This is a genomic window from Flavisphingomonas formosensis (genome assembly GCF_009755815.1).
Taxonomy (GTDB): Bacteria; Pseudomonadota; Alphaproteobacteria; order Sphingomonadales; family Sphingomonadaceae; genus Flavisphingomonas; species Flavisphingomonas formosensis.
Genome location: NZ_WRPK01000004.1, coordinates 395,509 through 414,916 on the forward strand (window position 1 = coordinate 395,509; position 19,408 = coordinate 414,916).

General features: G+C 66.4%; 20 protein-coding genes. 7 read left to right on the top strand and 13 right to left on the bottom strand.

Going from position 1 to position 19,408, the window contains the following annotated elements; genetic code table 11:
* Window positions 1–20 precede the first annotated feature (20 nt).
* Entirely contained in the window at window positions 21–1,250 is a 1,230-nt protein-coding gene (locus tag GQY20_RS13970; protein WP_232476044.1) for a hypothetical protein, read from the top strand.
* A gap of 6 nt (window positions 1,251–1,256) precedes the next feature.
* Here the strand turns inward: GQY20_RS13970 and murJ are convergent, their stop codons facing one another.
* The 4 genes from murJ to fmt form a co-directional block, all read right to left on the bottom strand.
* Window positions 1,257–2,834 (bottom strand): murein biosynthesis integral membrane protein MurJ, encoded by a 1,578-nt coding sequence (gene murJ / locus GQY20_RS13975; protein WP_157217719.1) that lies wholly within the window; start codon window positions 2,832–2,834, stop codon window positions 1,257–1,259.
* Window positions 2,835–2,874: 40 nt separating this feature from the next.
* Complete coding sequence (gene secB, locus GQY20_RS13980) at window positions 2,875–3,375, bottom strand: protein-export chaperone SecB (protein ID WP_157217720.1); 501 nt, start codon at window positions 3,373–3,375, stop codon at window positions 2,875–2,877.
* Window positions 3,376–3,513: 138 nt separating this feature from the next.
* Window positions 3,514–4,254: a tRNA pseudouridine(38-40) synthase TruA gene (gene truA, locus GQY20_RS13985; protein WP_157217721.1), complete on the bottom strand. Its 741-nt coding sequence runs from the start codon at window positions 4,252–4,254 to the stop codon at window positions 3,514–3,516.
* Window positions 4,251–5,156, bottom strand: coding sequence for a methionyl-tRNA formyltransferase (gene fmt / locus GQY20_RS13990; RefSeq protein WP_157217722.1), 906 nt, complete (start codon window positions 5,154–5,156; stop codon window positions 4,251–4,253). Before fmt ends, truA begins: the two co-directional genes overlap by 4 nt.
* Window positions 5,157–5,209: 53 nt before the next feature.
* Between fmt and recR the strand changes: the two genes are divergently transcribed.
* The 3 genes from recR (at window position 5,210) to GQY20_RS14005 (ending at window position 7,930) form a co-directional block, all read left to right on the top strand.
* Window positions 5,210–5,806, top strand: coding sequence for a recombination mediator RecR (gene recR / locus GQY20_RS13995; RefSeq protein ID WP_157217723.1), 597 nt, complete (start codon window positions 5,210–5,212; stop codon window positions 5,804–5,806).
* A gap of 66 nt (window positions 5,807–5,872) precedes the next feature.
* Window positions 5,873–6,406 (top strand): peptide deformylase, encoded by a 534-nt coding sequence (def, locus tag GQY20_RS14000; protein WP_157217724.1) that lies wholly within the window; start codon window positions 5,873–5,875, stop codon window positions 6,404–6,406.
* 135 nt (window positions 6,407–6,541) lie between these two features.
* Window positions 6,542–7,930 carry a DNA recombination protein RmuC gene (locus GQY20_RS14005; protein WP_157217725.1) on the top strand — a complete coding sequence of 463 codons (1,389 nt, stop codon included), beginning with the start codon at window positions 6,542–6,544 and terminating at the stop codon, window positions 7,928–7,930.
* A gap of 44 nt (window positions 7,931–7,974) precedes the next feature.
* Here GQY20_RS14005 and GQY20_RS14010 read toward each other — a convergent pair whose 3' ends face one another.
* The 8 genes from GQY20_RS14010 to GQY20_RS14045 all read right to left on the bottom strand — a co-directional run bounded on the left by GQY20_RS14010 (window position 7,975) and on the right by GQY20_RS14045 (window position 14,421).
* On the bottom strand, window positions 7,975–9,213 hold the full coding sequence (locus tag GQY20_RS14010) for a hypothetical protein (RefSeq protein ID WP_157217726.1): 1,239 nt from the start codon (window positions 9,211–9,213) through the stop codon (window positions 7,975–7,977).
* Window positions 9,210–10,013 carry a TrmH family RNA methyltransferase gene (locus GQY20_RS14015; RefSeq protein WP_157217867.1) on the bottom strand — a complete coding sequence of 268 codons (804 nt, stop codon included), beginning with the start codon at window positions 10,011–10,013 and terminating at the stop codon, window positions 9,210–9,212. The genes GQY20_RS14010 and GQY20_RS14015 overlap by 4 nt, the downstream gene beginning before the upstream one ends.
* Window positions 10,014–10,103: 90 nt before the next feature.
* Window positions 10,104–10,376 (bottom strand): HPr family phosphocarrier protein, encoded by a 273-nt coding sequence (locus GQY20_RS14020; RefSeq protein WP_157217727.1) that lies wholly within the window; start codon window positions 10,374–10,376, stop codon window positions 10,104–10,106.
* Window positions 10,373–10,777 carry a PTS sugar transporter subunit IIA gene (locus GQY20_RS14025; protein WP_157217728.1) on the bottom strand — a complete coding sequence of 135 codons (405 nt, stop codon included), beginning with the start codon at window positions 10,775–10,777 and terminating at the stop codon, window positions 10,373–10,375. Before GQY20_RS14025 ends, GQY20_RS14020 begins: the two co-directional genes overlap by 4 nt.
* Window positions 10,778–10,792: 15 nt before the next feature.
* Window positions 10,793–11,728 carry an RNase adapter RapZ gene (rapZ, locus tag GQY20_RS14030; RefSeq protein ID WP_157217729.1) on the bottom strand — a complete coding sequence of 312 codons (936 nt, stop codon included), beginning with the start codon at window positions 11,726–11,728 and terminating at the stop codon, window positions 10,793–10,795.
* A complete protein-coding gene (locus GQY20_RS14035; RefSeq protein WP_157217730.1) occupies window positions 11,725–12,168 on the bottom strand; it encodes an HPr kinase/phosphorylase in 444 nt (147 codons plus the stop codon). Before GQY20_RS14035 ends, rapZ begins: the two co-directional genes overlap by 4 nt.
* Window positions 12,165–13,745 carry a sensor histidine kinase gene (locus GQY20_RS14040; RefSeq protein ID WP_157217731.1) on the bottom strand — a complete coding sequence of 527 codons (1,581 nt, stop codon included), beginning with the start codon at window positions 13,743–13,745 and terminating at the stop codon, window positions 12,165–12,167. Before GQY20_RS14040 ends, GQY20_RS14035 begins: the two co-directional genes overlap by 4 nt.
* Window positions 13,714–14,421 (bottom strand): response regulator transcription factor, encoded by a 708-nt coding sequence (locus GQY20_RS14045; protein ID WP_157217732.1) that lies wholly within the window; start codon window positions 14,419–14,421, stop codon window positions 13,714–13,716. The genes GQY20_RS14040 and GQY20_RS14045 overlap by 32 nt, the downstream gene beginning before the upstream one ends.
* Window positions 14,422–14,613: 192 nt before the next feature.
* Between GQY20_RS14045 and GQY20_RS14050 the strand changes: the two genes are divergently transcribed.
* Window positions 14,614–16,212, top strand: a complete 1,599-nt coding sequence (locus GQY20_RS14050; protein WP_157217733.1) for a phosphoenolpyruvate carboxykinase — start codon at window positions 14,614–14,616, stop codon at window positions 16,210–16,212.
* 148 nt (window positions 16,213–16,360) lie between these two features.
* On the opposite strand, the gene GQY20_RS14055 is transcribed toward GQY20_RS14050, so the two are convergent.
* The gene (locus GQY20_RS14055) at window positions 16,361–17,167 is read right to left on the bottom strand and encodes an SDR family NAD(P)-dependent oxidoreductase (RefSeq protein WP_157217734.1); all 807 of its coding nucleotides are present in this window, start codon (window positions 17,165–17,167) and stop codon (window positions 16,361–16,363) included.
* Window positions 17,168–17,240: 73 nt separating this feature from the next.
* Between GQY20_RS14055 and GQY20_RS14060 the strand changes: the two genes are divergently transcribed.
* Window positions 17,241–17,702: a winged helix-turn-helix transcriptional regulator gene (locus GQY20_RS14060; protein WP_157217735.1), complete on the top strand. Its 462-nt coding sequence runs from the start codon at window positions 17,241–17,243 to the stop codon at window positions 17,700–17,702.
* Between the two features lie 183 nt (window positions 17,703–17,885).
* Window positions 17,886–19,391, top strand: a complete 1,506-nt coding sequence (locus GQY20_RS14065; RefSeq protein WP_408641114.1) for an FMN-binding glutamate synthase family protein — start codon at window positions 17,886–17,888, stop codon at window positions 19,389–19,391.
* The last annotated feature ends 17 nt before the right edge of the window (window positions 19,392–19,408 follow it).

Below are 19,408 nucleotides of genomic sequence, written 5' to 3' on the forward strand. Positions count from 1 at the left end.
CTCCCGCGAGTCACTCTAGCATGGCCGGCCGCTCGCCGGCAGCGCGGCTTTTCATCATGGCGGACGAATTTGCCGCGGCCGGACGCGAAGCCGTGCCCTCGCTTGGCGCGGGGCATCTTCCGCGTGCAGCAGGGGCCACCATCGAGGAGCGCGATATGCAGGAAGACACCGATCTGGAGGCGGCCTGGGCGGCCTTTTGTGACCGGCTCAAGGTGGCCGGACGGACCGTGCTGCGTCCGGAGGCGCCGGCGGCGGATCTCGATCGGGCGGAAGGCTATCGTTATCTCACGCGGCTGCTGCGTGCCGGGCTGGAGCGATCGGTCGAATTCGCCGATCCGGATTTCCCGGTCTTCTACGCGCTCTCGCACGAGACGATAAAGATCGGCAGCGACAATCCGGACAATGTCTATCGCAACGCGGTGATCTCGGGCGACCGACGCTACCGGATCACCGGCCGGCTAGGCAATGCCGAACTGCTGAGCTTCGGCACCAAGGCCGACGGATTGTCCGCGGACGGCGACATCCTCTCGACCGGCGAGATCGACATCGGCGCGATGGCGGTGGATGCGGACGGGCGATTCGAGCTCATCGTGGCGCGCGATCCGCAGCCCGGCAACTGGCTGCCGATGACGCAAGCCAGCTCGATGCTGCTGGTGCGCGAGACGCATGGGCCGCGGACGGGGCGCATCCCGGCCGAAATGACGATCGCCTGCCTGGACGGGCCGGTGCGGCCTCGGCCGTTGGCGGCGGCAACGCTCGCAGCGGCGCTGGAGAAGACCGCGGCGTTTGTCGATGTGACCGCGGGCGTCTTCGCAGACTGGATGGTCCGTTTCCAGGAACAGCCCAACCGCTTCAGCGAGATCGACCAGGCGGAATGGCGCCGCATCGGCGGCGATCCGGCCATCTTCTACCTGTGGGGCTATTGGACGCTGGAGCCGGACGAGGCGCTGCTCATCGAGAGCGAGGTTCCGGCCTGCCGCTACTGGAACGTGCAGGTGAATAACTATTGGGACGAGTCGCTCGACTATCGCCACTTCCAGATCCACCACAACAACCGCACCGCCAGGCCGGAAGCGGATGGCCGCGTGCGTATCCTGCTGTCGCACCAGCCGATGGCGGGGTGGAATTATGTCGAAACCGCCGGGCATCGCTGCGGCGCGATCATGTGGCGATGGGTGAGCGCCGATGCGCACCCCATTCCGCGGTGCCAGGTGGTGAAGCGGGCCGATCTGGCGCCGCTCCCAGGATAGCCGGGCTCAGCGTCCCCGGCGAAGCTGGCTCTTCAACTCGGCGATGGAGAATGCACGGGTGACGAAGGCCATGACGAAATAGACCGTGCCACCGATACCGACGAGCACGCCGAGGCCGATAACGCGGCGCAGGAAGGCGCCGTGCATATAGGGATCGATCCACGGATTGAGCAGCAGCAGCACCGCCGCCATCGCGATCGTGGCGAGCGCGAGACGCGCCGTGCGCGAACGCAGCCGGGCATCGCTGCGGAAATGATCTCGCCGATGCAGCGTCCAGTAGAGCAGCCCGGCATTGACCCAGGCGGAGATCGAGATGGAAAGCGCCAGGCCGACATGGGCGAGCGGCCAGATCAGGATCAGGTTCCCGACGAGATTGACCAGCATGGCGACGAGCGCGATCCGCACCGGCGTCTTGGTGTCGGCCCTGGCATAGAAGCCGGGAGTGAGTACCTTGATCAGGACATAGGCGGGCAGACCGAGCGAATAGGCCGCCAGCGCCTGCGCGCTCGCGATGGTGTTCGCCGCCGTGAAAACGCCATGCTGCAGCAGCGCGCGGATCATCGGCGTGGCGCTCACCACAAGCGCGGCCGCAGCGGGCAGGGTGAGCAGCAGCACGAGTTCGATCGCGCGATTCTGCGTGTTCAATGCCGCTTTGGCATCGCCGCCGGCGAGCTGGCGCGAAAGCGTCGGCAGCATGGCCGTGCCGACGCCGATGCCGATCAGCCCGAGCGGGAGCTGGCTGAGCCGATCGGCATAATAGAGCGCCGAGACCGAGCCTTGCGGCAGGAAGCGGGCGGCGAGCGTCGTCGAGATCAGCTGGTTGAACTGTACCGCACCGGCGCCGAGCGCGGCCGGCCAGATCAGCTTGAGCAGCTGGCGTACCTCAGGGTTGAGCCGGGGCAGGCGCAGCCGGAGGACGATGCCGGCCTGCCGGCATGCCCAGATCAGCCAGAGCAGCTGCATGGCGCCGGAGATGGTGACTGCGATCGCCTGCGTGCGCGCCGTATCAGTGTCGCTATGCCCGCGGAAGAAGAGTAGCCCGACGATCAGGCAGACGTTGAGTAGCACCGGCGCTGCGGCATTCACCCAGAAACGGTTCACCGAATTCAGGATGCCGCCGAGCAGCGAGACCAGGCTGATCAGCATCAGATAAGGAAAGGTGATCTGCGTATATTCGACGGCGAGCGCGAATTTTTCGGGGCCCCCGTCGGGAAAGCCGCCCGTCATCGCCCAGACGATCGGGCCGGCGGCCATCATCATCAATGCGGTGAAGCCGACGAGAATCGGAAACAGCACCGACAGCACATTCTCGGCGAAGCGCAGCCCGTTCGGCAGCCCTTCGCCGGGCCGTTCCGCGTCGCCCTCGGCCACCGTGCGATTGAACATCGGCACGAAGGCGGCCGAGAAGGCGCCTTCCGCGAACAGCGCACGGAAGAGATTGGGCAGCCGCCAGGCGATCAGGAACGCGTCGGACGCGAAGCCGGCGCCGACGAAGCGGGCCATCAGCATGTCGCGCACGAAACCGAGCACGCGGCTGACCAGGGTCAGCCCGCCGATGGTGAAGGTGTTGCGGACCAGGCTCATGCCGGGCGGGTGATCGGCTTTGGCCTGGTCCGATAGAAGCTCAGGCTTCCCCGACGGGCTCGGAGTTGGCGAGCTGCTGCTCGGCCTGCTGCATGTAGAGGGCGCCGAAATCGATCGGCTCCAGCATCAGCGGCGGGAAGTTGCCGTCGCGCACCGCATCGGCGACCACGCGGCGAGCGAAGGGGAAGAGGAGGCGCGGGGCTTCGGCGAGCAGGAAGGGCTGAATCTGCTCGAGCGGGATGTTGCGCAAGCCGAACAGGCCGCCATAGCTGAGCTCGACGTGGAAGGCGGTCTTGTCCGCGGCGGCGGCCGACACTTCGATCTTCAGCACCACCTCGTGCACATCCTCGCCCACCTGTGAGGAGGCGATGTTGAACTGCACGTCGATGCGGGGCTGGCCCTGCCACTGGAAGACGGCGGGGGCGTTCGGATTCTCGAAGGAGAGATCCTTCACATATTGAGCGATCAGGCCGACTTCCGGCAGATTGTCCTCGCCATTGGCGCCGATGTTGCTCGTCACGAAACCTTCTTCTTCGGCCATGCTGGCTGTTCCCGTTGTTCGATCGGCCCCCCGGCCGTCACTGGCCCGCGCGCCTAGCAGGCGCATGGGGGCAGGGCAATGGCGGATGCGATCGCTGGCCCTGTCTCTCGCTTGCGGAAGAAGGGTTGACGCTGTGCTTCAGGGATAGACCGCGCCCGCGAAGAATAGGCCATCCGGCGGCGCATTGTGGCCGAGCGCGCTGCGATCGCGCGCCTCCAGCGCGTCGCGCAGATCCTGCGCGCTCCACTTGCCCTGACCGACCAGCGCGAGGCAGCCGACCATCGAGCGCACCTGGTGATGGAGAAAGGAGCGCGCCGCCGCGCGAATGGCGAGGGTCTCGCCGTCACGCGTCACCTCCAGCCGGTCCAGCGTCTTCACCGGGCTGTCCGCCTGGCACTGGGCCGATCGGAAGGTGGTGAAATCGTGACGGCCGACGAGGATCTGTGCGGCAGCATGCATCGCCTCGGCATCGAGCGGCGCGGCGATGCGCCAGGCATGGCCGGCCTCCAGCGCGAGCGGGGCACGCCGGTTGACGATCCGATAGACATAGCGCCGGCCGATGCAGGAGAAACGCGCATGCCAGTCGTCCGCTACTGGCTCGCAGGCGAGAATCGCGACCGGAGCAGGGCGCAACCGCGCGTTGAGCGCCTCCATCAGGCGGAAGGGGGCGATGTCGCGGGAAATGTCGACATGCGCGGCCATCGCCTCGGCATGCACGCCGGCGTCCGTCCGCCCGGCGGCGTGGACGGTCGTTTCCCCGCCGGTGATCGTGAAGGCGGCGTCCTCGATCGTCTGCTGCACGCTCGGGCCATGCGCCTGGCGCTGCCAGCCCATGAAAGGCCGTCCGTCATATTCGACAGTCAGGCGGAACCGCGTCATGAGAGGTGCGCGCCGGCCGGAATGGCAAAGCCGCGCAGCAGGTCCGCCGGGGTCATCGCGCCGCGCCCGGCGCGCTGGACGAGGGTGGGCCGCAGGATGCCGTCGCCACAGGCGATGCCGAGCGCGTCGTCGGTCACCGTGCCGGGCTCGCCCGTGCCGGGCTCCACCTCGGCGGCGAGCAGCTTGATCCGTTCCCCCTGCCATTCGAAGAAGGCGCCGGGCGCCGGGTTGAAGGCGCGTACCTGCCGTTCCGCCTGCAGCGCGCCGGCGGCGAAATCCAGCCGCGCCTCAGCCTTGGCGATCTTCGCGGCATAAGTGACGCCCTCTTCGGGCTGGGGCTGCGGCGTGATCCTGTCGAGCTCCGCGAGCGTCTCCACCATCAGCCGCGCACCCATATGGGCGAGGGCTGCAGTGAGCGTGCCGCCGGTCTGACGGTCGATCGGGCAGCGATCGACGCGGAGCATCGGCCCGGTGTCGAGCCCGCGTTCCATCTGCATGATAGTGACCCCGGTCTCGGCATCGCCGGCCAGGATCGCACGGTGGATCGGCGCCGCGCCGCGCCAGCGCGGCAGCAGCGAGGCATGGACGTTGATGCAGCCGTGACGTGGCGCATCCAGGATCGCCTGTGGCAGGATCAGGCCGTAGGCCGCCACCACCGCGACATCGAGCGCGAGCGCGGCAAATGCGGTCTGCTCGGCTTCGCCCTTGAGGCTGAGCGGGGTTCGCACGGGGATGCCGAGCGCTTCGGCTCGCTTCTGCACGGGCGACGGCATCAGCGCCTTGCCGCGGCCGGCGGGGCGGGGCGGCTGGCAATAGACGGCGGCAAGGTCGTGCCCGGCGGCGGCCAGCGCATCCAGCGTCGGCACCGCGAAATCGGGGGTTCCCATGAAGGCGATACGCATGGCGCTCCCTTGAAACGCTGGCGGCGCGCGGCGCAAGCCCCTATTCGGTCTCCATGGCTTCCCCAGAGATAGAGACGCTGACCCAGGCGCTGGCGCGGCTTCCGGGCCTCGGGCCGCGATCGGCGCGGCGCGCGGTGCTACACCTGCTGAAGAAGCGCGAGGCGGCGATGGCGCCGCTGCTGCGCGCGCTGGAGGCGGTGAACGAGCGCCTCGTCACCTGCCATGTGTGCGGCAATGTCGACACCACCGATCCCTGCACCATCTGCGCCGATCCGCGCCGCGACGCGCGCCTGCTCTGCGTCGTCGAGGAGGTGGCGGATCTGTGGGCGCTGGATCGCGCGCGGCTGTTTCCCGGGCGCTTCCATGTGCTCGGCGGGCGGCTGTCCGCGCTGGAGGGGGTGAGGCCGGAGGATCTGGCGATCGATTCGCTGATCCGGCGCGTGGCGGCGGGCGGCATAGACGAGGTGGTGCTGGCGATGAACGCGACGCTCGAAGGGCAGACCACCGCCCATTATATCGCCGAGCGGATCGAGAGCTTCCCGGTGCGGCTGACCCAGCTTGCCCATGGCCTCCCCGTGGGCGGTGAGCTCGACTATCTGGACGAGGGGACGCTGGCCCAGGCGCTGCGCGCGCGGCGGCCCGTAAGCTAGTTATTCTCGGGTATTCCCAAGCGCGATTGTCTTGAAAAGCCGAGGCGCGTGGCCTAGCTGGGAAACATGGCCATCTTGCCGATCCTCGAGGCGCCGGATCCCCGGCTGCGGACCATTTCCAAGCCCGTTGACGGCGTGGACGACGAATTGCGCGCCCTGATCGCCGACATGTTCGAGACGATGTACGATGCGCCCGGCATCGGCCTCGCCGCGATCCAGGTGGGCGTTCCCAAGCGGGTGTTGGTGATCGACCTGCAGGAGGAGCAGGACGAGGAGGGCAAGCCGATCCGCAAGCCGCTCGTCTTCGTCAATCCCGAGCTGTTCGATCCGTCCGGCGAGCTATCGGTCTACAATGAGGGCTGCCTTTCGGTGCCGGAGCAATATGCCGAGGTCGAACGGCCCGCCGTCATCCATGCGCGTTGGCTGGACGAGAAGGGCGAAGCGCATGAGGAACGGATCGAGGGCATGCTCGCAACCTGCCTGCAGCATGAAATGGATCATCTGGAAGGCATCCTCTTCATCGATCATCTTTCGCGCCTGAAGCGCGACATGCTCTTGAAGAAGCTCGACAAGGCCCGTCGGCAGAAGCGCGCCGCCTGAACCGCCCCACCTCGCCGGGCGAGATCCGTGCGGGGAGCATCGAAGGAGGGCGCCGTCTGAGTGCCCGTCGCAACGCCGTTGCAAATCGCATGCCCGCGGTGCAGGTTCCTGCTCTGTTCCTCTTCCGGGTGACGCATGGATAGCCTGATACTCGTCTTCGCCATTTTTGCTGCGATCGCCGCCGGAGCGGCTATCGGCTGGCTGCTGTGGGGCAATGCCGTGCAGATGGCACGAGCGGAGCGCGACGAGTGGCGCGAGAAGGCGTCGAAGGCGGTGGCCGATCTCAACCTCGCGCTGGGCGAGGCCAAGCATATTGCGACCTTGCGGGCCGAACTCGCTTCGGTGCGGGCCGAGGCGGCGGCGGCCCATGCCGATCGCGCGGCTCTGATGGCCGACAGGGAGGCGCGGGCGGAGGCGTTCGAGGCGCAACTCCGCCAGCTAAACGATGCGCGCGAGGCGCTGTCCGCCCAGTTCGGCGAGGTCGGTGCCCGGTTGCTCGGCGAGGCGCAGCGTCAGTTCCTGGAGCGGGCAGACCAGCGCTTCCACCAGGCCGGCGAGAAGAGTGAAGCGCAGCTCAAGGCGCTGCTGAGCCCGGTCGAGGCAACGCTCAAGCGCTATGAGGACGGGCTGCAGCGCGTCGAGAAGGAACGCATCGACAGCTATGCCGGGCTGCGCGAGGCGGTGGAGCATGTCCGGACCGGCCAGAGCCAGGTGCGCGACGAGACCGCGCGGCTGGTCAACGCGTTGCGCTCCAGCCCGAAGGCGCGGGGCCGCTGGGGCGAGCAGTCGCTGCGCAATGTGCTCGAGCAGGCGGGGCTTTCCCCTTATGCCGATTATCAAACCGAGGTTTCGGTGGAGACCGAGGACGGGCGGCTGCGTCCTGACGTGGTGATCCGCCTGCCCGGCGGCCGCAAGCTGATCGTCGATGCGAAATGCTCGCTCAACGCCTATCTCGACGCGGCCGAGCAGGTGGACGAGGCGCTACGCGTCGCTCTGCTCAAGAGCCATGCCCAGGCGTTGCGCACCCATGCCGCGCAACTCGGCCAGAAGGCCTATTGGGACCGGTTCGGCGAGGCGGCCGACTATGTGGTCATGTTCATTCCCGGCGAACATTTCCTTTCCGCCGCGCTGGAGCAGGACGAGGCGCTGTGGGAATGGGCGTTCGAGCGGCGCGTGCTGCTCGCCACGCCGACCAATCTCGTCGCGATCGCGCGGACCGTCGCCAGCGTGTGGCGCCAGGAGAAGCTGGCCGAGGAGGCCAAGGCGATCGGCGCGCTGGGCAAGGAGATGTATGATCGGCTGGCGGTGGCCGCGGGCCATTTGCGGCGCGTCGGCACTGGTCTCAACAGCGCCGTCGACAATTACAACAAGTTCGTCTCGAGCTTCGAAGGCCGTGTGCTGGTTTCCGCCCGCCGGTTCCGTGAGCTCAATGTCGAGACAGGTTCGAAGGAACTCGAATCCGTCGAGGCCGTGGAAGCGCTGGCCCGCGAGCCGGCGGCGGAGCTGCTGCCGGCGCCGGAATAGGCTCTCGTTTCATCCTCGCCTGGGCTGGGGAGGATGGGGACGATCTATCTCACCGCCTGCAGCTTCGTGCTCCGGAAGCGCGTGAAGTCGCGGATCGAGGTCATGCCGGCAAAGCGATCGTGCAGGCTTTGCGGCCCGGCGGTGATCGCGAAATAATCCAGCACCGACGGTTTTTCCCGCGCCATCACATATTGGAAATGGATGCGCGCCCAGTCATGGTTGCCATGGGCATAGACCTCCGCGGGCATCGCCTCGCGGAAGAGCGCGCTGATCATCTTCGGATTGGTTCGCTCTGCATGGCCTTCGCCGAGCGCTGTGACGGGATCGGTCAGCGCGAAACAGACCGAATCGCGCGGCGACGAAATGTCGACCCAGTCGATTGCGGGATTGTCCGCCACCTCGGTCAGATCGTCCCGCATCCATTGCGCATTTGGATGCCATGCGAGACAGGGAATGGTCTGGCCGAGGGTGAGCAGGCCGATGCGCGGGCCGCTGGCAGCGAGATTCGGAGCGGCGCGCAGGGCGCTGGCCAGCACCGAGACGGCCATCTGCGCGCCGAGGCCGTGGCCGACCAGCAATATCTCGTCGACCTCGCCCGCCTGCCAGTGGGAGACCAGCCGTTCCGCGAAGAGCCGCCGCCGCTCGACAATGCCTGGAACCCGGCCGCGTGCGTGGCGCGAGGTGAAGCTGATGATCCGGCCGAGCCAGCTCAGATTGTAACGCGCCTCGATCGCGCGTCCCCAGCGCAGCAAGAGCGCCGCCACGAGCCCGCCGAGCGCGGTGCTCGCGACCGTCGCGCCCCAGCCGCCGCGCAGGCCGATCTGATAGCCGATGGTCACCAGCAGCAGTGCGGCGAGCAACTCCGCGACGAGGAACATCACAGGCAGCGCGGCCGAAACCCCGACGGGCCAGGACCAGGCGAACATTCGCCGGTAGATGCCGTTGACGACGCCGTCGATCGCGCTGACCAGCGTGCGCGTGACGCCGCGGATATGGCCGCGCGCCCATTCGGTGCGAACGATGTCGTCCCACCGCCAGAATTCGTAGCGCGTATCCACCTCGACACCGTCGATCCGCGCGTGGACATCCCACGCGCCGATATCGGCCATGGGCTGGCGGCGCTTGCCGATCGTGATCGAATGGCCGGAAATCTTCGCCTGCCGCGCGGCTTCCTCGATATAGCTGTGGTGATACCAGGTGGCGCCGCGCGCATCGAAGCCCGCCAGGAAGGCGACGATGCGTTTGCGGACCGGCTGGCCGTCGCTCGGCCGAGCGACAGTCATCGCCGGCGCCACTGGTTGCGGACCTCATAGGCCATCACTGCGGTAGCCACCGCGGCATTGAGGCTGTCCGCTTTGCCCAGCATCGGAATCTTCACGAGAATGTCGCATTGCGTCTCGTAGTCGGCCGGGAGACCCGCCTGTTCGTTGCCGACAAGGATGAACGCGGGCGGCGCGTAGCGCGGCTCCTGATAATCGAAGCTGGTGTTGAGACTGGTGCCGATGAGTTGGCCCGGCCCGGCGCGTAGCCAGGCGATGAACTCCGGCCAGCGGGCCTGGGCGATGCGCTGGGTAAAGAGCGCGCCCATCGAGGCACGCACGGCTTCCACGGAGAAGGGATCGACGCAATCGTCGACCAGGATCACGCCGCCTGCGCCGACCGCGTCGCCCGTGCGCAGGATCGTGCCGAGATTGCCCGGATCGCGCAGCGACTGGGCGACGATCCAGATGTCCGCGGCGTTGCGGTCGATGGCGTCGAGCCGCTGCGCGAACTCCGGATAGACGCCGATCACAGTCTGCGGATTATCCTTGCCCGACAGCTTGTGCAGTATGTCCCTGTCCGTCTCGATTGCTTCGCCGCCTTGTGCTTCGACGGCAGCCGAAAGCCGCTGCACGAGCGGATGTCCCGCGGATTCAGCGGCATAGAAGATGAAATGGGGCAGGCGCCCCGCTTCCTCTGCCTCGGCGAGGATGCGCAGCCCTTCCGCCAGGAAAAGGCCTTCCTCGCGCCGGTGCTTCTTGTCGCGCAGCGATCGCACCCGTTTGACGAGCGTATTGGAAAAGGCGGTGATACGGCGGGGCAGGGCGGGTCTCTCTAGGATCGGCCGGAACAGCCCGCCTCACTACCGTTTGCAACGGCCATGTCGAGATGCAATCGCCGCTGGCGGCCCTGCTCAATCTTCTCCGAACTTGGCTTCGACGAGCTGGGCGAGCGCCGAGACCGCCTGCTCGGCACCTTCGCCGGCCGCGCTGATCGTCACCGTGTCGCCCATCGCGGCGCCCAGCATCATCAAACCCATGATCGACGTCCCGGCGACGCGCGATCCATCCTTCTCGACCTCGATCGACGCGGGCTGCGCGCTGGCGAGGGTTACGAACTTGGCACTTGCGCGGGCATGGAGGCCCCGCTTGTTGCTGATCAGAACCGTCTTCTCAAAGGCGTTCATGCAGCCTCCCCCAGCACTTCCGACGCAACGGAGATATACTTCCTTCCCGCCTCGCGCGCGGCGGCCACCGCGGCCTTAACCTTCATCATCTTGCGCGCACCTTCAAGCCGGATCAGCATCGGCAGGTTGATGCCGGCGATCACCTCGACGCGGCCGGGCTCCATCAGCGAGATGGCGAGATTGGACGGCGTGCCGCCGAACAGATCGGTAAGCAGGATCACCCCGTTGCCGCTATCCACAGCAGCGACCGCCCGCGCGATATCGGCGCGGCGGCTCTCCATATCGTCATCGGGGCCGATGCAGATGGCTTCTATGTCCTGCTGCGGCCCGACGACATGTTCCATCGCGGTCACGAACTCCGCCGCGAGGCGGCCATGCGTCACGAGCACCAATCCGATCATTCCTGCACCCGTAGATCATTTACCCCGCGCCGTGTTCGGCGTCCCCTCCAGCGAGTCGTGCGGTGTCGACGCAAGATCCCGATGCGACAGGGTGGGCGAAAAACCGTTCTTCCGCAACCGTTCTGCGATGGTCTCAGCGACATGAACTGAGCGATGACGCCCTCCGGTGCAGCCAAATGCGATGGTAACATAAGCTTTTCCCTCCGCACTGTAACGCGGCAGGAGGAGTTCGAGCAGGCTTTCGATCTGGCCCAGTGCCTGATCATAAGCGGGATCGGCGGCGATATAGGCTGCGACGTCGGCGTCGAGGCCCGTATGGGGACGCAACTGATCGTCCCAGTGCGGGTTGCGCAAGAAACGCATGTCGAACAGCAGGTCCGCATTGCGCGGCACGCCGCGGGAAAAGCCGAAGGACATGACCGACAGCGTTGGCGTCTCTGCGCCCTCCCTGCCCGCGAAACGCGTGCGCAGCTCATGCTGCAGGGCATTGGTCGCGGTGTCGGTGGTATCGACGACATGATCCGCCCAGCGTCTCAGCGGGCCCATAAGTTCCCTTTCGCGCGCGATGCCGTCGCTGGCGGGGCGATCGAGCGCGAGCGGATGGCGGCGGCGCGTTTCAGAGAAGCGGCGTGCGAGCTCGGCGCCGCTGCAATCGAGGAAGAGCGTATCGACGGTGTGGCCATGCTCCTCGCGTAGGCGCTTGATCCGCCGTACGATGCTTTCGGCGTCGAAGCCGCGCGTGCGGCTGTCGATGCCGATCGCGATCGGTCGCTCCTCGTCCGTGGCGCCTTCCGGCGGCGGGGAATCGAGCAGCCGATCCAGCAGAAGCAAAGGAAGGTTGTCGACGACCTCCCAGCCCATATCCTCCAGCGTCTTGAGTGCGGTGGTCTTTCCCGCTCCGGACATGCCGGTGACGAGCAGGATCCGCTTGGGGCCGCGCCGCGTGGTCATGGCCTGGATCCCGGCAGTCCGAATTGCAGCAAGGCGAGCTCCGTCTTGATCGGTGCCGAAGGTTCGCGCGCGTCGAGCGCGATCACCGGAATGGCGATGCCGGCGATCGGCCGGGTCGCACCCTCCTCGGGCATGCGCTGCGGTGGCTCGTCCAGCGTCACGACCAGGGCAATCTCCGTTTCGCCGACATGCGGCACCTCCAATATGCCAATGCCCCGTACCTCCAACTTGCCGGCGATGGTGGCTGGCGCGCTGGCGAGCAGGCGCGTGCCGACGCGGCGCACGAAGCTGTAATCGTCGCACACCAGCTCCGCCCCGCGATCGATCAGCCGCAGCGCGAGATCGGATTTGCCGCTCCCCGAGCGGCCGGTGATCAGCACGCCGCGGCCGGCGATCGCGACGCAGCTGGCATGCACGGTTTCGGAGGAGACGCGGCTCATGGCACGGAGGCGGCGGGCAGGCGAATCAGGAAGCGCGCGCCGGAAGCGGCATCGTCCCGATCCTGAACCTCGATCGTGCCATTATGCCCCTCGACGATCGCCTTGGCGATGGCGAGGCCGAGGCCGCTGTGCCGCCCGAATGCCTCGCCCTCCGGCCTTATGCTGTGGAAGCGCTTAAAAATCGCTTCACGCGCCTTGAGCGGAACGCCCGGGCCTTCGTCGTCGACCCTGCAGACCACTTCCTCGCCATCGCGCGTGGCAGCAATCTGGACGAGGCCGCCGGGGGGGCTGAACGAAATGGCATTGTCGATGAGATTTTCGAACACGCGCACCAGGCGCGATTCGTCGCCGAGAACGATGGTGGAGCCTGCGTGGGGCCGAGCGAAGGCGACGCGGACATTGCCGTCGATGCCGCGCGATTCGCGCACGGCCACGAGCGAGGCGAGCATCGCTCCCAGATCGATCGGCTCGAAACTGGCGCGCGACAGCTCGGCATCCAGCCGGGACGCTTCTGCGATGTCGGTAATCAGCCGGTCGAGCCGGCGTACGTCGTCCCGGATCACCTCCACGAGCTGCGCCTGGAGCGCGGGATCCCTCACCAGATCGAGGCTGTCGACCGCGGAGCGCAACGAGGCGAGGGGGTTCTTGAGTTCGTGCGCCACGTCGGCCGCAAAGGCTTCGGTCGCGTCGATGCGCTGGCGCAGCGCCTGGCTCATGTCGGAGACGGCGCGGGCGAGCATGCCGATCTCGTCGCGCCGCTCGGGCAGGCGCGGCACGACCACTTCGCGCGCTCGGCCGAGCCGCACGCGATGCGCGGCGAGGGCGAGGCGCTGCAGCGGGCGGACGATGGTGCGTGCGAGGAACAGCGAGAGCAGCACCGACACGATCAGTACCATGCCGAGGATCATGCCCAGGATGGACCGCTCGGCGCGCACCAGCCGCGTGATGTCGCGCGCATTGCTGGTGAGCAGCAGCACGCGGCCCTTGTCCGGACCGAAGGCGGCGGCGGTGGAAAGCAGCGGGGTCTTGTCCGGCGCGGCGCGGAGTCTGGTGGCGACCTCGCGCCGATGCTGCGCTTCCACCGCCTCGGGCCAGGCCTGCATCCGATCGACGGGAGGCTCGGCAAAAGGCGGGGGACGTTCCGCGCCCACGACGTCGTCGATCACCCGATCCAGGAAGCGGGCGACGCGTTTCTGCCAAGGCTCCAGATTGGGATCGCGCAGCTCATAGGTTCGGTGACCGCTTTGCCAACTGTCGGCGATTCGCGTGCCGTCCGGAGCGTAGATCCGAAGCCGCACCTGAGCGCGGTCGTCCATCTTCTCGATCAACGGTAGCCACACGGACTGCGGCGCAGCATCCAGGGCGTCGGCGATCAGCTTCGCCTCCGTCGCCGAGAGGTTCAGCCGCTCGTCGACGATCCGCTCGCGATAGCTGTCGAGATAGAAGAAGCTTCCGGCGAGCAGCCCGATCGCAAAGATATTGACGGCGAGGATGCGGCGCGTGAGCGTCCAGCGCGACGAGAGCGCCAGGCTCGCGCGCAGCTCCTCACTCCTCCGAGAAGCGGTAGCCGACGCCATAGAGCGTTTCGATCGCCTTGAACTGGGAATCGACCTGCCGGAATTTCCGGCGCAGCCGCTTGATGTGGCTGTCGATCGTGCGGTCATCGACATAGACGTCGTCCTGATAGGCCGTGTCCATGAGCTGGTCGCGCGATTTTACGAAGCCGGGCCGCTGGGCCAGCGCCTCGAGGATCAGGAATTCCGTGACGGTCAGCGTGACGTCCACGCCATTCCAGCTCACGCGGTGGCGGGCCGGATCCATCTCCAACCGGCCGCGCACGATGCGTTCGGGCGGGGGCTGCTCGTCGCCGCTTTCGGCCGCGGCACGGATATCGGTCCGGCGCAGGATCGCCTTGATGCGCGCGATCAGCAGCCGCTGGGAGAAAGGCTTGGTTATGTAATCGTCCGCGCCCATGGCGAGACCCAACGCCTCGTCCAGCTCATCGTCCTTGCTGGTGAGGAAGATGACCGGAATCGGGCTCTTCTCGCGCAGCCGGCGCAGCAACTCCATGCCGTCCATCCGCGGCATCTTGATGTCGAGCACGGCGAGATCGGGCGGATTCTCGATCAGCGCCTTCAACGCTGTCTCGCCATCGGAATAGACGCGAACGGTGAAGCCCTCCGATTGCAGGGCTATCGAGACGGACGTGAGAATGTTGCGGTCGTCATCGACCAGCGCGATCGTTGCCGACATGACGCCCGCACATGCTCCGATAGTGGTAGCAACCGCCTAGCCGAAGGCTCCGGTGACCGCAACAGATGGTGAATCCGGCCATGACCTAGAATTGTCCACCGTTGTCATTTTGACCGATGCTAACGCTTCTTATATTCCGGGCTGGGGGCAGGCACGTCCCCAGCATTATGACCAGCCTGTGGGAGAACATAATTGTCCATTCGTGTGCCCGATCACGGTCTCGACGCGCAGGGCTTCACCGCCCGTGCCACGATCCATTGGAACATGACGACCGCGCCGTTGATCGAGGCCGCCGTGACCCGGGCCGAGGGCATCCTCTCCAAGGATGGTCCTCTGGTCGTGGCCACTGGCCGCCACACCGGCCGCTCGGCCAATGACAAGTTCATCGTCCGCGACGCCGAGACCGAGAACACGGTCTGGTGGGGCAAGACGAACAAGGGCATGACGCCGGAGCAGTTCGCCGCTCTCAAGGAAGATTTCCTCGCCCATCTGGGCACCAAGGACACGCTCTTCGCGCAGGACCTCTACGGCGGTTCGCAGCCCGAGCATCGGGTCAACGTGCGGGTCATCACCGAATTCGCATGGCACAACCTGTTCATCCGCACGCTGCTGGTCCGTCCGGAAGAAGCCGCGCTGAAGGCTTTCGTTCCCGAATTCACGATCATCGATCTGCCGACCTTCCAGGCGGATCCCGAACGCCATGGCTGCCGCAGCGAGACGGTGATCGCGGTGAATTTCACCGAGAAGCTGATCCTGATCGGCGGCACCCGCTACGCCGGCGAGATGAAGAAGTCCGTGTTCGGCATTCTCAACTACAAGCTGCCGGTCGATGGCATCATGCCGATGCACTGCTCGGCAAACATCGGTCCGAACGGCGACACGGCAGTGTTCTTCGGCCTGTCCGGCACCGGCAAGACGACGCTCTCCGCCGATGCCAGCCGTACCCTGATCGGCGATGACGAGCATGGCTGGTCCGATACGGCGGTCTTCAACTTCGAGGGTGGCTGCTACGCCAAGATGATCCGCCTCTCGCCCGAGGCGGAACCGGAGATCTACGCGACCACCAAGCGCTTCGGCACGGTACTCGAGAATGTGGTGATCGATCCGCAGACCCGCGAGATCGATCTCGACGACGACAGCCTCGCCGAGAACAGCCGCGGTTCCTATCCGATCGACTTCATCCCGAACGCGTCGGAGAAGAATCTCGGCCCGGTTCCGAAGAACATCATCTTCCTGACCGCGGATGCCTATGGCGTGCTGCCGCCGATCGCGAAGCTGACCCCGGACCAGGCGATGTATCACTTCCTCTCGGGCTATACGGCGCGTGTCGCCGGCACCGAGATCGGCGTGACCGAACCTTCGGCAACCTTCTCGACCTGCTTCGGCGCCCCCTTCATGCCGCGCCACCCCACCGTCTACGGCAACCTGCTCAAGGAGCGGATCGCCAAGGGCGGTGTCGATTGCTGGCTGGTCAACACCGGCTGGACCGGCGGCAGCTACGGCGTTGGCTCGCGCATGCCGATCAAGGCAACCCGCGCGCTGCTCAACGCGGCGCTCGACGGCAGCCTGAACGATGCGGAGTTCAGGGTCGATCTGAACTTCGGCTTCAAGGTGCCGGTGGCGGTGCCCGGCGTCGACACCAAGATCCTCGATCCGCGCGGCACCTGGCCGGACGCCGAAGCCTATGACGCCACGGCGCGCAAGCTCGTGCAGCAGTTCATCGACAACTTCTCGCAGTTCGAAGAGCATGTCGATGCGGGCGTTCTGGAGGCTGCGCCGAAGGCCGCCTGAACTCCATTATTGCCTTATGGAAAGCGCGTCGGCCCAGTGGCCGGCGCGCTTTCCTTTTTGCGGCGGCTGAGAGCGTGCACCTGCATCGCTGCCAGCCGGCGTTCGGCTGATCCGGCACCGCCCTGCAGGCGGCGCCAGGACTGGCGGATCAGGCGGCAAGAGCCACCCGGTAGCGCGTGGCGACCTCGCGGCGCGAGAGATTGGGAGCCATGGCGAGGCGTGCCTCGGTGAGGCGCGTCCATTGACCTTCGTCGGCGAGTGGCGGAATGGTCACGGTCTCCCCCTTGTCGAGGCCGGCAAGGGCCGCATCGACCAGGTCGCCGACCTCCATCACGATCTCGGGCGGGAAAGAGTTCACGTCCTTGCCCGAGCGTTCCCAGATTTCCGTGCGAGTCGCGCCGGGCAACACGACCTGCACGCGCACCCCCTTGCCTTCGAGCTGCGCGGCGAGCGACTGCGACAAGTTCAGGATATGGGCCTTGGAGCCGCTATAGACCCCTTCGAACATCTCGGGGGCGAGCGCGAGCACCGATGCCATGTTGATGATCGTGCCCCGGCCGCGCGCGACGAACGCCTTGCCCGCGGCGGATGCGAGCAGCGTCGGCGCGGTGATGTTGAGCGCGATCAGCCGTTCGATCGCCGCCGGCTCGTTTTCGAGCAGGCCGCCGTTCAGCGACATGCCCGCATTGTTGACGAGCAGGCTGATCGCCTCGTCAGCTGCGAAACGCGCGGCAATTCGGGCGACATCCTCCCGGTCGGTCAGATCCGCTGGAACCACCTCCACCGTGCGTCCGGTCTCGCCACGCAACCGCTCTGCCAGCGCTTCCATGCGCGCGCCGTCGCGGGCGACGAGGATGAGATCATAGCCGCGATGGGCCAGCCGATCGGCGTAGACGGCGCCGATCCCCGTGGAGGCGCCGGTAATCAGGGCAGTGCCCGAAATGATGGTGGACATGATGGAATCTCCTTCCGACTCGGCTTGCTCCAAGTCACTTGCATTTTGATAGTTATGAGACTATCGATATGCAATGGACGCTGAAAAATTTTCCGGGGGCTACTGCCCGGTGGCACGGGGCCTCGCTCGGGTGGGCGATGCATGGAGTATGCTGATCCTGCGGGATGCAAGCTATGGGCTCGCGCGCTTCGATCAGTTCCGGGTCAGCCTAGGCATCGCGCCGAACATCCTCACGCGCCGCCTCAAGGCGTTGACCGACGATGGACTGCTGGAAAAACGGCGTTATTCCGAGCGTCCGCCGCGCGACGAATATGTGCTGACCGCGGCGGGCCGCGATTTCCTGCCGATCCTCTACGCGATCGGGGCCTGGGGCGCGCGGCATCACGGCGGTGGTCCCTTGACCCGGGCAACGGATGCCGAGACCGGTCGCGTCATCGATCCGGTGGTAATCGACCGCAACAGCGGTGCGCCGATCGGGAGCCGGCCGCTCCGGCTCACGGTGCCGGGCCGCGAGGACGAATTGCTGGTGGAGTGAAGGCTTGAGGTGACGGCGTATGCCGGCCGGGGAGGGGGCAATTGTAACTCGCTGGCTGGAAACCGCTGCGCTAAGCAGACATCGGAAGGGGGAAGATCTTTGAGAATCAGCCGCTTCACCACTCTCGTCCTGTGCGCCCTGATTGCCGTGGTCGCCTGCGCGCTGCTTTCCCGGCACCATTGGCTGCTGGTCCCCGCGATCGTGGCGGTCCTGCTGACACTGGTTGGCCTGCGCGACCTCTGGCAGCCTCTTCATTCGATCCAGCGCAACTATCCGATCATCGGCCATATCCGCTGGTTCGCCGAACTCGTTCGGCCGGAGCTGCGCCAATATCTGATCGAGGCAGACGAAGAGGCGGCGCCTTTCTCGCGCGCGCAGCGCTCGCTCGTCTATCAGCGGGCGAAAGGCCTGGCTGGCGAACATCCGTTCGGAACCCTCCTCGACGTCTATCGGCGCGGCTATGAATTCATCGGCCACTCGACCTGCCCGGTGCCGGCCGCCGACCCCGAGACGTTCCGAATTAAGATCGGCGGGGAGCAATGCTCCAAGCCCTATTCGGCTTCGGTGTTCAACATTTCGGCGATGAGCTTCGGCTCGCTTTCGGCCAATGCGATCCGCGCGCTCAACAAGGGCGCGAAGCTCGGCAATTTCAGCCACGATACCGGCGAGGGCAGCATCAGCCCTTATCATCGCGAGCATGGCGGGGACATCGTCTGGGAGGTGGCGAGCGGCTATTTCGGCTGCCGCGATGCAGAAGGGCGGTTCGATCCGGACAAATTCCGTATCCAGGCGGCGGCCGAGCAGGTGCGGATGATCGAGATCAAGTTGAGCCAGGGTGCGAAGCCCGGCCATGGCGGCATCCTTCCGGCCGCGAAAGTGACGCAGGAGATCGCCGAGACGCGTGGCGTGCCGATGGGGCAGGACTGCATCTCGCCGCCACGCCACAGCGCCTTTTCGACGCCGCTGGAACTGATGGCTTTCATCACCCAGCTGCGTACGCTTTCAGGAGGCAAGCCGGTCGGCTTCAAGCTGTGCATCGGCCACCCCTGGGAGTTCATGGCGATCGTCAAGGCGATGCTGGCCAGCGGCGTCTATCCGGATTTCATCGTGGTCGACGGTGCCGAGGGGGGCACGGGCGCCGCGCCGGTTGAGTTCAGCGACCATATCGGCGTGCCGATGCGCGAAGGCCTCCTGTTCGTGCACAATGTGCTGACCGGTGCGGGCATTCGCGATCGCATCCGCCTCGGCGCGGCCGGCCGTATCGTCAGCGCCTTCGATATCGCCAGCGTGCTGGCGATCGGCGCCGACTGGGCCAATGCGGCGCGAGGCTTCATGTTCGCGCTCGGCTGCGTCCAGTCCCTTTCGTGCAACACCAATCGTTGCCCGACTGGGGTCGCGACGCAGGATGCGGTGCGCCAGCGGGCGATCGACGTTCCCGACAAGGCGGAGCGGGTGCGCCTTTTCCATGCCAACACGCTGCGTGCCCTGTCCGACATGCTGGCCGCCGCCGGCATCGCCCACCCGTCCGACGTGGGGCCGCACCATCTGGTGCGCCGCGTCAGCGCGACGGAGGTGAAGCAGTTCTCCCAGCTCCACACCTTCCTCGAGCCGGGCGTGCTGCTGGACGGCCGGTGCGAGGATGGCTTCTACAACCGCAATTGGGAACTGGCACGGGCCGAGGCCTTCTAGGCCCTGGCCGTTCAAAT